Below are 12,643 nucleotides of genomic sequence, written 5' to 3'. Positions count from 1 at the left end.
GCTGACCGATGTGGGGCAGTCGGTGCGGGAGCAGGTGGAAGGCGGCGCCCTGGGGCACCGGCTCACCGCCGCCGGCGAGCAGTTGGCCGGCCGGCTGGGCACCGCCTGGCGTGATGGCGACCTGTGGCACTTCGTGCTCTGGGCCGGCGCCGGCTGGGGGCTGGCGGCGGCGCTGCTCTACGGGCTTTCGGCCCTGAGCTGGCTGCGGCCGCGCCGCGACGCCGAGCGCTTCCAGCCCGAGAGCCGCGCCGCGCTGTGGCGCACCGCCGGCCTCGAGGCGGCCCGCCGGCTGGCGCCGCTGCTGCCGGCGGCGCTGGTGATCTTCGGCTGGCAGGCCATGGTGCCGGGCGGCTGGCAGGAGGCGCGGCTGTTCCTGGCAGTGGCCACGCCCTTCCTGCTGGGCGCGCTGGTCTGGCGGCTGGGGCATCCGCTGTTCTTCCTGCTGGGCCCGCTGCGCGGCTGGCAGATCGCCCGCTACGCGCGGCGGCGCGTGCTGCCCTGGCTGGTGGCGCTGGCCGCCCTGGCCGCCGCCAGCTCCAACCTGCGCGACGCCGAGCTGCGCTGGATCATCGGGCCGGATGCGGCCCTGCTGGCCGGGCTGGCGCTGGATGCGGCGCTGGTGGTCGTCTCCATCCTGTTCGTGCTGCGCCGCCGCCGCGCCGTGCGCCGCCTGCTGCTGGACAGCCGCGACGAGGCGGCCACCGGCAAAGGCGGCACGCTGCGCGCCGTGGGCCGCACCGTGGCCGACAACTGGCACTTCCTGGCGCTGATCCTGGTGGCGGGGCACATCATCTCCCGCCTGCTGGGGCTGGGGCAGGGCTCCTTCCTCGGCCGCGCGCTGCTCACCATCGGGCTGATCGTGCTGGTCATGGCCGTCACCTTCGCGCTGTCGGGCATGCTGGGGCGCATGGTGTCGGGCATGCAGCAGGGCCGCGGCGGCCTCGTCCGGCAGTTGCAGGGGCGCTATCTCGGCCTGCTGCGCCGCCTGCTGCGCGTGGTGGCGGGCGTGCTGGTGGTGGCGCTCTGCCTGCGGCTGTGGAACTTCGACGTGCTGGCCTGGATCAGCGGCGGCATCGGCTTCGCCATCTTCCGCCCCATCGCCTCCATCGCGGTGGCGGTGCTGGTGGGCTGGGTCATCTGGATCACGCTGGACACGGCGGTGGAGCACGCGCTGCTGCCGAGCGACGCCAGCGGCCGCCCGCGCGACCACAGCACCCGTGCCCGCACTCTGTTGCCGATGCTGCGCAACTTCGCCTTCGTCGTGCTCTGCGTGCTCACCGTCATCGCGGTGATGAGCAATCTCGGCATCAACGTGGCGCCGCTGCTGGCGGGTGCCGGCGTCGTCGGCCTGGCCATCTCCTTCGGCGCGCAGCAGCTGGTGCAGGACGTCATCACCGGCCTGTTCATGCTGATCGAGGACACCATCGCCATCGGCGACACGATCGACACCGGCGACCGCGCGGGGGTGGTGGAGAGCGTCACCATCCGCACCGTGCGCATCCGCGACGGCGAGGGCGCGCTGCACACCATCCCCTTCAGCCAGATCAAGGCGATGAAGAACCGCTCGCGCGGCTTCGGCGTCTACACGGTCAAGGTGGTGGTGGGCTACGACGCCGATCTGGACCGCGTGATGGAGATCATGACCGAGGTGGGCGAGGCGCTGCGGGCCGACCCCGAGTTCGGCCCCAACATGCTGAGCGGCCTGCAGATCTGGGGCGTGGACCAGTTCACGCCGGAGGGCATCACCATCATGGGCGGGCTGCGCACCCGCGCGCAGCAGCAATGGGGGGTGGGCCGCGCCTTCAACCTGCGGCTGAAGCAGCGCTTCGACCGCGAGGGCATTCCGCTGACGCCGCCGCGTCCCTCCCTCCTGCTGCCCTCCCGCGCGGCCTGGCCGGAGCCGGAGACGGGGCCGGAGTCCGGCACCGAGGCCCGGCAGCCGGGCTGAGGCTTCAGCCCTGGCCGGGCGCCCCGGCGGCGGACAGCCAGCGCGCGGCGCCCTGGCCGGCGCGGAGCCCGGTGGCGAAGCAGGCCTGCAGGAGGTAGCCGCCGGTCGGCGCCTCCCAGTCCAGCATCTCGCCGGCGGCGAACAGGCCGGGGCGCTCCCGCAGCATCAGCCACGCGTCCAGCGCCGCCAGGGAGAGGCCGCCGGCCGAGGAGATGGCCCGCTCCAGCCCCTGCGGCGCCACCAGCCGCAGGGGCAGCGCCTTCAGCAAGGCGGGCAGCGCATCGGGCGCGGCGCCGCCATGCAGGGCCTCCTGCACCAGCCCGATCGAGACCGGCGGCAGCGCCAGCGCCTTGCGCAGGAAGGTGGAGAGCGACTGCCCCCGGCGCGGCGCCGACAGCCGGCGCGCCACCTCCTCGGCCGGGAGGTCCGGCCGCAGGTCGAGCCGCGGCACCGCCACGCCATCGGCCGCGATGGCCTCGCGCAGCGGGGCGGAGAGGGCATAGACCGCGCCGCCCTCGATGCCGCCGCGGGTGATCACGGCCTCGCCGCGCACGCTGCGTCCAGCGAAGTGCAGGGCGATGCGCTTCAGCGGCGTGCCGGCATGGCGCGCGGCGAAGACGTCCGACCACGGAACGCGGAAGCCCATATTGGCCGGGCGGAGTGGCGCCACCGGCAGGCCGGCCAGCGCCGGAACCCAGCTTCCATCCGCCCCGAGGCGCGGCCAGGAGGCGCCGCCCAGCGCCAGGACCGTGGCGGCGGGGCGCAGCAGCGCAGGGCCTGTGGGCGTGTGGAAGCGCAGCGCGCCATCCGGCGCGAAGCCCTGCCAGTCATGCCGCGTCCGGATCTCCACGCCCTGCGCGGCGAGCCGCGCCAGCCAGGCGCGCAGCAGCGGCGAGGCCTTCATGGCGCGCGGGAACACCCGGCCGGAGCTGCCGGTGAAGACGGGCTGGCCCAGCGCCTCCGCCCAGCGCATCAGCGCCTCGGGCGGGAACGCCTCGATGAGCGGCGCGAGAGGCCGCGCCGCCGCGCCGTAGCGGGCGATGAAGGCGGGCAGCGGTTCGGTGTGGGTGAGGTTCAGCCCACCGCGCCCCGCCATCAGGAACTTTCGCGCCACGGAGGGCATGCGGTCGAACACCACCACGCGGTGTCCGGCCTGGGCGAGGGTCTCGGCGGCCATCAGCCCGGCCGGCCCGGCCCCGAGCACGGCGGCCCAGGGGGAGGAGATTTCATTCAGCACGCCCGCCTTATAGCGGATCGGGGAGGGTGGGGCAGCGCATGCCTCGCCCGCGCATGGCGCGGCATCCGGGGGCAGCGCGGCCGGCCTTTCTCCTGTATTTTGCCCGGCGGCAGCGCGCCCGCCGGCGCCCGACCCCTGCCGCCCCATCAGAACCGCAGAGTATCTCCCCCGCGATGACGCTTCCCATTCCCGCCGGCCCGAGCCAGGACATCCAGAGCCGGAACACGCAGAGCCTGGCCAGGCTGCGCACCGACCATGTGCTGACGCTGACCTGCGCCAACCGCCCCGGCATCGTCGCCGCGGTGGCGACGGCGCTGTTCGAGGCGGGCGGCAACATCCAGGAGGCGCAGCAATTCGACGACACCGCCACCGGCCGCTTCTTCATGCGGGTGGTGTTCGACGTGCCGCCGGAGGCGGAGGCGGCGGCGCTGCGCGCGGCGGTGCAGCCGGTGGGCGAGCGCTTCGGCATGCAGTGGACGCTGCGCGAGCGCGCCGCGAAGCGCCGGGTGATGCTGCTGGTGAGCCGGTTCGACCACTGCCTGGCCGACCTGCTCTACCGCTGGCGCATCGGCGAGCTGCCGATGGAGCTGACCGGCATCGTCTCCAACCATCCGCTGGAGACCTATGCGCATCTCGACTTCACCGGCGTGCCCTTCCACCACCTGCCGGTGACGCGCGCCACCAAGATGGAGCAGGAGGCGGAGATCTGGCGCCTGTTCCAGGAGACGCGCTCCGACCTGATGGTGCTGGCGCGCTACATGCAGGTGCTGTCGGACGGGCTTGCGGCGAAGCTGCCGGGGCGCTGCATCAACATCCACCACTCCTTCCTGCCCGGCTTCAAGGGCGCGCGCCCCTACCACCAGGCGCATGCGCGCGGCGTCAAGCTGATCGGCGCCACCGCGCATTTCGTGACGGCCGACCTCGACGAGGGGCCGATCATCGAGCAGGACGTGGAGCGCATCAGCCACCACGACACGGCCGAGGACCTCGTCCGCAAGGGGCGGGACATCGAGCGCCGCGTGCTGGCCCGCGCCATCACCTTCTTCCTGGAGGACCGCGTGATCCTCAACGGCAACAAGACGGTCGTGTTCACCGGCTGAAGCGCGCCCGGTAGGCCGCCGGGCTGCTGCCCAGCGCGGCGCGGAAATGGTGCCGCAGCGCCGCGGCGGTGGCGAAGCCGCTGGCCTCCGCCACCGCCTGCACCGGCAGGCGGCCGGTCTCCAGCAGCTCCCGCGCGCGGGCGAGGCGCTCGGCCAGCAGCCAGGCGCCGGGGCTCTGGCCGGTGGCGGCACGGAAATGCCGGTGCAGGCCGCGCGGGCTCAGCGCCGCGGCGGCGGCGAGCCGGCCGATGTCCCACGGCTCGGCCAGGCTGGCGCGCACCGCGTCCAGCAGCGGGCCGAGGCGGTGGCCGCCGGCGCGCTCCCGTGGCACGGGCCGCTCCACATACTGCGCCTGCCCGCCCTGCCGGTGCGGCGGCACGACCAGGCGCCGTGCCACGCTGTTGGCCACGGCCGCGCCCCAGTCCCGCCGCACCAGGTGCAGGCAGAGATCGAGCCCTGCCGCGCTGCCGGCGGCGGTCAGCACCATGCCCTCGTCCACATAGAGGACGTCCGGCACCACGCGCAGGCCGGGGTGGCGGGCCGCCAGCGCCGCGGCATGGTGCCAGTGGGTGGTGGCGCTGCGGCCTTCCAGCAGCCCGGCCGCCGCCAGCACGAAGGCGCCGGAGCAGAGCGAGAGCAGCCGCGCCCCGCGCGCCGCCGCCGCCCGCAGCGCCACGGCCAGATCCTCGGGCACCGGCGCATCGACGCCGCGCCAGCCGGGGATGACGATGGTGCCGGCCTGGGCCAGCAGCGCCATCCCGCCATCGGCCAGCACCCGCACGCCGCCGGTGGCGCGCAGCGGCCCCGGCTCGATGGCGGCGACGGCGAAGCGGTACCAGTCCGGCTCCAGCTCCGGGCGGGGCAGGCCGAACACCTCCACCGCGCAGCCGAACTCGAAGGTGCAGAGCCCGTCATAGGCCAGCAGCACGACGAGGCGGTTCCGGGGCGGGGCGGGGTTTGGCACGATCTCGACGATAGGTGGCATCCCGGCCACTCACCAGCCCCGGCGCGGCGGGCGCAGCATGGCCGGGCCATACGATCCAGCAGAGGAGCCGAGGATGCCCAGCCCTGTCGCCGCCATACCCGCCGCCGCGCCCGAAGAGGCGGCCGCGCATTTCGCGCGGCGCCTGGCGCTCGAGACCGACTGCGCCGACGTCCACGCCGCCCTGCGGGCGGGTGCTGCGGATTTCGTGCTGCTCGACGTCCGCGGCCCGGGCGCCTTCGCGCGCAGCCATGTGCCGGGGGCGGTGAACCTGCCGCATGCGCGGATCGACGCGGCGGCGCTGGAAGCCTGGCCGGCGGAGACGCTGTTCGTCGCCTACTGCGCCGGCCCGCACTGCAACGGGGCGGATCGCGCGGCGCTGCGCCTCGCCCGGCTGGGGCGGCGGGTGAAGCTGATGCTGGGCGGCATGACCGGCTGGGCGGATGAGGGCTTCGCCTTCGCCGAAGGCGCGGGCTGAGCCGCGCCGCCCCTCACTCCAGCCGCACGCGCGGGGTGCTGGCGCGGCGCAGCAGGTCGGAGGCCCAGAACAGCAGCGAGCGCCAGAAGCCGTGCAGCGCCAGCTGGTGCTGGCGGTAGAGCGAGGCATAGCTGATCTGGGCGATGCGGCCCTGGATGAAGGTGCCGCCGCCCAGCAGCCCGCGCCGGCCCAGGCTGCCGAAAGCGTTGTAGTGGCCGATGGCCACCAGCGCCCCGCGGTGCTGGTAGTCGAACTCCGGCAGGGGCCTGCCTTCCAGCAGGGCGGGAATGGCGCGCGCCAGATGCTTCGCCTGCTGCTGCGCCACCTGCGCCGTGGCGCCGAGCGGGCGCTCCTGGCCGGGGAGGGTGAGGGCGGCGCAGTCGCCCATGGCGAAGATGGCGTCGTCCCGCGTGGTCTGCAGCGTCGGGCGCACCACGAGCTGGGCGTTGCGCTGGCTTTCCAGCCCGTCCAGCTCGTGCAGGAAGGCAGGCGCGGCCACGCCGGCCGCCCAGACCTTCAGCCTGGCGGGCACGCGCCGGCCATCCTTCAGGTTCAGCCCCTCGGCATCCACCGAGACCACCTGCGCACCGGTCAGCACCGTGGCCTTCTGCCGTTCCAGCTCCTGGCGCGAGGCCTCGGCCACGCGCTCGGGCAGGGCGCCCAGGATACGCGGCGCGGTCTCCACCAGGGTCAGCCGCAGCCGCTCGCGCAGGCCGGGGAAGCCATAGGCGGCGGCGAGGTCGAGTGCGGTGTTGATCTCGGCCGTCAGCTCCACCCCCGTGGCGCCCGCGCCGACGATGGCGATGTCGAGCGTGGCGCCGTCCGCCGCCGCCAGGCAGCGGATCACCTCGGTGCGGAGCGCGGTGTTGAAGTCCTCCGCCTGGTTGCGGCTGTCGATGAAGTGGCAGTGCTCGCGTACGCCGGGGATGCCGAAATCATTGGCGCGGCTGCCCACGGCCAGCACCAGCAGGTCGTACTCCACGGTGCGGGGGGGCAGCACCTCGGTGCCGGCGCGGTCGCGCAGGGGGCCGAGCTGCACCTGCCGCGCGGCGCGGTCCAGCCCCACCATCTCGCCCGGCAGGTAGCGGAAGCCGTGCCGGCTGGCATGGGCGATGAAGCCGAGCTGCTCCTGCCCGGTGTCCAGCGTGCCGGCCGCCACCTCGTGCAGCAGGGGCTTCCAGATATGGCTGGAATCGCGGTCCAGCAGCAGGATCTCCGCGCGGCCGCGGCGCCCGAGGAGGTGCCCCAGCCGCGTGGCCAGATGCACCCCGCCCGCGCCGCCGCCCACAATCACGATGCGCTTCGGCACCGCCCGGGCCGGGGCGGGCGTGACCGCGAGGGGGCGTGGCGAGGGCTCGGAGGAAGGGCCGGGCATGCGCGTATCTCCACATGGAGAAGGGGCGCCATGCAGGATGGCGCCCCTTCGTTTTCGTCCTGCTATCGGGAGGTGAACCGGCGGGGGGCGAATGGGTTGCCCCCCGCCGGCCGGGCCAGTGCGCCGGGCCTCAGTGGGCCGCCGGGCCGTGCCCGCCGGCGCCGGCATGGCCCGTGCCGGCATGCTGGCCCCGGCCGAGACGGCGGTGCGTCGCCTCGCGCATCCGCTGGAACACCACGTAGAGCATCGGGATCAGGAAGATGCCGATGGTGGAGGCGGCGATCATGCCGGCGAAGACGGGGGTGGAGACCGCCCGCCGCGCCAGCATCGAGGCGCCGCTCGCCCAGACCAGCGGCACCAGGCCGAGGATGAAGGCGATCGAGGTCATCATCACGGCGCGGAAGCGCAGGCGGGCGCCCATCTCGGCGGCCTCCAGGATGGAGCGCCCGGCCTCCCGCTGCTCCTTGGCGAACTCGATGATCAGGATGCCGTTCTTGGCCGCCAGCGCGATCAGCACGACGAGGCCGATCTGCGCATAGAGGTCCATCGACAGCCCGGCGAAGGAGATCGCCCCCACCGCCGCCATCACGCCCACCACCACGGAGAGCAGCACGGGGATGGGGATGACCCAGCTCTCGTACAGCGCCACCAGGAAGAGGAAGGCGAAGAGGACCGCCAGCGCCAGGATGTAGACCGTCTGGCCCTGGGCCTGGCGCTCCTGGAAGGCGGTGCCGGTCCACTCGAAGGCGTAGCCGGCGGGCAGGGTGTTGCGGGAGATCTCCTCCATCGCCTGCAGCGCGGCGCCCGAGGAGACGCCCGGGGCCGGGCTGCCCTGGATGGTGATGGAGCGGTAGTTGTTGTAGCGCGTGATGGTCTGCGGCCCGACCACCGTGCGCACGGTGGCGATGGCGCGCAGCGGCACCATGACGCCGCGCGCGTTGCGGATCTGGATCTTCCAGAGATCCTCCTCGCTGCGGCGGTCCTGCGCCTCGCCCTGCACCAGCACCTGCCAGGTGCGGCCGTAGAGGTTGAAGTTGTTCACGAAGCTGCTGCCCAGCGTGGATTGCAGCGCCGCGAACACGTCGGTCATGGTCAGGCCCAGCGCCTGCGCCTTCTCGCGGTCGATGTCGAGGTAGAGCGAGGGCGCGCGGGCGGAGAAGGTGGAGAACACCTGGGTCAGCCGCGGGTCCTGGTTGGCGGCGGCGAGCAGCCCGCCCATCACCTGGCCGATCTGCGCCGGGTCCGCGCCTTCCAGGCTCTCCAGCTGGTACTCGAAGCCGCCGCCGGTGGACAGGCCGATGATCGGCGGCAGGTTGATCGGGATGATCTGCGCGCCGCGGATCTGCTGGCTCTCCATGAAGATCCGGCCGATCAGCGCCTGCACGTTGTCGCCCGGGCCGGTGCGCTCGCTGAACTCCTTGAGCTGCACGAACATGGTGGCGGCGGAGGAGGAGTTGCTGCTGTCGAGCAGCGACAGGCCGACGATGGCGATGGCGTCGCGCACCTGCGGCAGCTCCTTCAGCCGGCGCTCCATGTCGGCCACCACCGCGCTGGTGCGCGGCTGCGCGGCGCCGTCGGGCAGCTGGAAGGCGATGATGAAGGCGCCCTGGTCCTCGGAGGGGAGGAAGCCCTGCGGCACCTTGCTGGCGAGGGTGAAGGCGCCGAAGCCGAAGGCGCCGACCAGCACGATGCTGACGATGGCCAGCCGCAGCAGCCGCCGCACCAGCCCGGCATAGCCGTCGCGCACATTGTCGATGCGCCGGCTGATCCAGCCCATGATGCCGCGCCGCTCGCCGCCATGGCGCATCAGGATGGCGCAGAGGGCGGGGGAGAGGGTCAGCGCGTTGATCGCCGAGATCACCATGGCGACCGAGATGGTCACCGCGAACTGCCGGAACAGCACGCCGGAGAGGCCGGGGATGAAGCCGATCGGCACGAAGACCGAGAGCAGCACCAGGGTGATGGCGATGATCGGCGCGGTGATCTGCGCCATCGCCTTCTTGGTGGCCTCGGCCGGGGAGAGCTCCGGCTCCTCCTCCATCACCCGCTCGACATTCTCGACCACCACGATGGCGTCGTCGACGACGATGCCGATGGCCAGGACCATGGCCAGCAGCGAGACGGTGTTGGCCGAGTAGCCCATCACCAGCAGCACCGCGAAGGTGGTAATCAGGCTGACCGGCACCGCGATGATGGGGATGATGGTGGCGCGCAGGCTGCCGAGGAACAGGAACACCACCACGCCCACCAGCACGAAGGCCTCCACCAGGGTCTTGATAACCTCGTGGATGGTGTCGGAGACGAAGATGGTGGTGTCGAACACCGGGCGGACGGTCATGCCTTCGGGCATGCGGGCGCGCACGCGCTCCAGCGTCGCGCCCACCGCCGCGGCGGCGTTCACCGCGTTGGCGCCGGGGGCGAGGTAGATGCCGATGCCGACGCCGTCCTGGCCGTTCAGCCGGGTGCTGACGTCCTGGTTCTGCGGCCCCATCTCGACCCGCGCCACGTCCCGCACCCGCAGCAGCGAGCCGTCCGGGTTGGCGCGGATGACGATGTCGCCGAACTGCTCGGGCGTGGACAGGCGGCCCTGGGTGCGGACGTTCATCTGCACCGCCTGGTCCCTCGGCACCGGCTGCGCGCCGATGCGGCCGGCGGGCGCCTGCACGTTCTGGGTGCGGATGACGTTGATGATGTCGGACGGCGAGAGGTTCAGGCTGACCAGCCGCTGCGTGTCGAACCAGATGCGCATGGCGTAGTTCTGGCGCGAGAACAGCGTGGCGGAGCCCACGCCCTGGGTGCGCGAGATCTCGTCCAGCAGGTTCAGCGTGGCATAGTTGGTCAGGAAGAGCGGGTCGTACTCCCCCGCCTCGTTCGCGTAGAGGAACAGCACCTGCAGGATGGAGGAGGACTGCTTGCGGACCTGGATGCCCTGCTGCTGCACCTCCGTCGGCATCAGCGACAGCGCGGCCTGCACGCGGTTGTTGACGTTGACGGTGTTGATGTCGGCGTTGCTGCCCAGCCGGAAGCTGACGTTCAGCGTGTAGCTGCCGTCGCTGCCGCTGGTGGAGCGCATGTAGATCGAGTTCTCGACGCCGACGACCTGCGCCTCCAGCGGCTGGCCGACGGCCTGCTCCACCACCTCGGCCGAGGCGCCGGGATAGGTGGCGCTGACCTGCACCTGCGGCGGCACGATGTCGGGGAACTGCGAGACAGGGATGCGCGTGAGCGACAGCGCGCCCGCGATCGTCATCACGATGGCGATGACGATGGCGAGGCGCGGGCGCTCGACGAAGATTGCGGAGAACACGCGCTCAGCCTCCCTGGCGTGGCGCCGCGGCGCCGCCTGGCTGCCGCGGCTGGCCTTGACCCTGGCCTTGGCCCTGGCCCGCCGGCTGGGCCGGCGCCGGGTTCACCTCGGTGTTCGGCCGCACGCGCTGCAGGCCCTCCACCACCACCTGCTCGCCCTCCTTCAGGCCCTCGGTAATGACGGCGAGGCTCGGCGTGGATTGCGAGCCGAGCCGGACGGCACGCCGCTCGGCCTTGTTGCCCTGGCCGATGACGTAGACGAAGTCACCCCGCTGGTCGGTGCTCACGGCGGCGCGCGGCACGGTCAGCAGCTGCACCGGCTCCACCGCCTCCAGCACCACGCTGACGAACTGGTTGGCGGTCAGCTCGCGCCCGCCGCCCGGCGAGCCGGCCAGCGGCGGGTTGGGCATGCGGCCGCGCATGGCGAGGCTGTCGGTGTCCTGGCCAACGCTGACATCGACGAAGTCCAGCTTGCCGGTCTGGCCGTACATGCGGCCATCCTGCAGGCGCAGCTTCACCGACACGGCGTCCAGGCCGCCGCGGCTCGCATAGCGGTCGCGCAGCTGCAGGACGGTGCGCATCGGCACGCTGAAGGAGACATACATCGGGTCCTGGCTGACGATCACCGCCAGCGGGCCGGAGGAGGGCGTCACCACGTTGCCCGGCGTCACCACCGCGCGGCCGATGCGGCCGGAGATGGGGGCGCGGATCTCGGTGTAGTCGAGGTTGATCTGCGCCTGGCGCTCCTGCGCCTGGGCGGAGAGCAGCTGCGCCTGGGCGCCGCGCTGCGCCGCCAGGGCGGTGTCGACGGTGGAGCGCTGGCCGGCCACGGTGTTCAGCAGGGCCTGGGCGCGGTTCAGCGTCACATTGGCGTTCTGCAGCTGGGCCTCGGCCTCGGCCACGCCGGCGCGGGCAATCTGCAGCTGCGCCTCGAACGGCCCGCGCTCGAGGCGGAACAGCAGGTCGCCCTGCTTCACCTCGGCGCCCTCGTTGAACTCGCGCTTCTCCAGGAAGGCGGTGACGCGCGCCATCAGTTCCACCCGGTCGGTGGCCTCGACGCGGCCGATGAACTCGTTGGTCTCAGTGATGGCCCGCTGGGCCACCGGCGCCACGCCGACAGCGGGTGGGGGGCCGCCGGGCATCTGGGCCAGAGCCGGACCGGCCAACAGAAACAGGCCAAGGGCGGCTATCCCGCGACGGTGCAGGAGCTGCATGGATCCTCCAGGGAAACGGTCCGCGGCGTCGCCGGCGGCTTGTAAAGATACCTTCAAGTATGTATATAAAGAAGGGTAACGCAGCTGCAAGGTTGGAAATGGCGCGACGCACAAAACAGGAAGCCGATGAGACGCGCGAGGCCCTCCTCGACGCGGCCGAGCAGGTCTTCCTGGAGCGTGGCGTCGCCCGTGCCTCCCTCGATGAGGTGGCCCGTGTCGCGGGCTGCACCAGGGGGGCGGTGCATTGGCATTTCCGTGACAAGCTGGGCCTTTTCCTGGCGCTGGACGAGCGCCTTGTCCTGTTGCAGGACGAGATGAAGCAGCGCCTATGCTCCGAGGAGGATGGCTCCCTCCCGACCATGGCGCGCGCCATCACCACCGCTATCAAGGATTTCGAGGAGAATCCACGCCGGCGGCGGCTGCTGACGATCATGTTGCATCGTTGTGAATATGTGGCCGAGATGGCGCCGGCCCTGTTGCGCCGCCGCCAGGCCGATGCCGAAGTGCGCGAGACGCTGCGCCAGCGCTTCCAGGAGGTGGCGGAGCGCGGCGGCCTCTCGCCCGCCTGGCCGCCCGAGCGTGCGGCGCTGTTCCTGTATGCCCTGGTCAGCGGCTTCCTGCACGAATGGCTGCGCGGGGAGGCGGATTTCACCCTTTCGGGGGAGGTGAGTGACGCCATACGGTCCTTCCTGGACTGCGTCGCCGCCCGCCCCGGTTCCGGAGGAGAGAAATGATGCAGCGCATTCTGCGCATCGGTCTTTTGGCGGGGCTGCCGCTGCTTGCCGTGGCCTGCTCCGGCTCCGGCGCCGGCCCGGAGATGGCGGGGGGCAGCACGCTGAGCGCCGTGCGGGGCGACGCGGGCGGCTCGGCGCCGCTGCGGCCTGAGCCGGGCAATATCTGGGCCGAGGGGCTGCAGGCCGAAGCGCCGGCGCGCATGCCATGATCCTCGCGCCTTGCCGATTCTCGTTGAAGGTTTCTTGCCCATGAATCCGTTTCGCCCAGG

Annotated in this window: 10 protein-coding genes; 5 read left to right on the top strand and 5 right to left on the bottom strand. The window is 72.5% G+C overall.

All coding sequences use genetic code 11. The features are described 5' to 3' along the window. Positions 1-1,948, top strand: a 1,948-nt coding sequence (locus ACZJYS_RS17485) for a mechanosensitive ion channel family protein (protein ID WP_493179763.1), incomplete at its 5' end; no start/stop codon positions are given. Positions 1,949-1,952: 4 nt separating this feature from the next. On the opposite strand, the gene ACZJYS_RS17480 is transcribed toward ACZJYS_RS17485, so the two are convergent. Next, complete coding sequence (locus ACZJYS_RS17480; RefSeq protein ID WP_493179762.1) at positions 1,953-3,185, bottom strand: BaiN/RdsA family NAD(P)/FAD-dependent oxidoreductase; 1,233 nt, start codon at positions 3,183-3,185, stop codon at positions 1,953-1,955. Positions 3,186-3,358: 173 nt separating this feature from the next. Here ACZJYS_RS17480 and purU point away from each other — a divergent pair, with 173 nt between their 5' ends. Further along, positions 3,359-4,285 (top strand): formyltetrahydrofolate deformylase, encoded by a 927-nt coding sequence (gene purU / locus ACZJYS_RS17475; protein WP_493179761.1) that lies wholly within the window; start codon positions 3,359-3,361, stop codon positions 4,283-4,285. Here the strand turns inward: purU and ftrA are convergent. Next, positions 4,275-5,270 (bottom strand): transcriptional regulator FtrA, encoded by a 996-nt coding sequence (ftrA, locus tag ACZJYS_RS17470; protein WP_493179760.1) that lies wholly within the window; start codon positions 5,268-5,270, stop codon positions 4,275-4,277. The genes purU and ftrA overlap by 11 nt on opposite strands. A gap of 73 nt (positions 5,271-5,343) precedes the next feature. Between ftrA and ACZJYS_RS17465 the strand changes: the two genes are divergently transcribed. Beyond that, a complete protein-coding gene (locus tag ACZJYS_RS17465; RefSeq protein WP_109515982.1) occupies positions 5,344-5,745 on the top strand; it encodes a rhodanese-like domain-containing protein in 402 nt (133 codons plus the stop codon). Positions 5,746-5,758: 13 nt separating this feature from the next. On the opposite strand, the gene ACZJYS_RS17460 is transcribed toward ACZJYS_RS17465, so the two are convergent. The 3 genes from ACZJYS_RS17460 to ACZJYS_RS17450 all read right to left on the bottom strand — a co-directional run bounded on the left by ACZJYS_RS17460 (position 5,759) and on the right by ACZJYS_RS17450 (position 11,568). After that, positions 5,759-7,120 (bottom strand): NAD(P)/FAD-dependent oxidoreductase, encoded by a 1,362-nt coding sequence (locus ACZJYS_RS17460; protein ID WP_109515981.1) that lies wholly within the window; start codon positions 7,118-7,120, stop codon positions 5,759-5,761. A 130-nt stretch (positions 7,121-7,250) separates the two neighbouring features. Next, positions 7,251-10,427 carry an efflux RND transporter permease subunit gene (locus ACZJYS_RS17455; protein ID WP_109515980.1) on the bottom strand — a complete coding sequence of 1,059 codons (3,177 nt, stop codon included), beginning with the start codon at positions 10,425-10,427 and terminating at the stop codon, positions 7,251-7,253. A gap of 4 nt (positions 10,428-10,431) precedes the next feature. Beyond that, positions 10,432-11,568: an efflux RND transporter periplasmic adaptor subunit gene (locus tag ACZJYS_RS17450; protein WP_493179759.1), complete on the bottom strand. Its 1,137-nt coding sequence runs from the start codon at positions 11,566-11,568 to the stop codon at positions 10,432-10,434. Positions 11,569-11,738: 170 nt separating this feature from the next. Here ACZJYS_RS17450 and ACZJYS_RS17445 point away from each other — a divergent pair, with 170 nt between their 5' ends. Both ACZJYS_RS17445 and ACZJYS_RS17440 read left to right on the top strand, forming a co-directional pair. Continuing rightward, entirely contained in the window at positions 11,739-12,374 is a 636-nt protein-coding gene (locus ACZJYS_RS17445) for a TetR family transcriptional regulator (RefSeq protein WP_109515978.1), read from the top strand. After that, positions 12,374-12,583 (top strand): hypothetical protein, encoded by a 210-nt coding sequence (locus ACZJYS_RS17440; protein WP_109515977.1) that lies wholly within the window; start codon positions 12,374-12,376, stop codon positions 12,581-12,583. The genes ACZJYS_RS17445 and ACZJYS_RS17440 overlap by 1 nt, the downstream gene beginning before the upstream one ends. Positions 12,584-12,643 lie beyond the last annotated feature (60 nt).

This window comes from Roseomonas sp. TS2 (assembly GCF_058833935.1).
The sequence above is the reverse complement of the archived record's forward strand: the minus strand, read 5'-3'. Positions and strand labels throughout refer to the sequence as shown.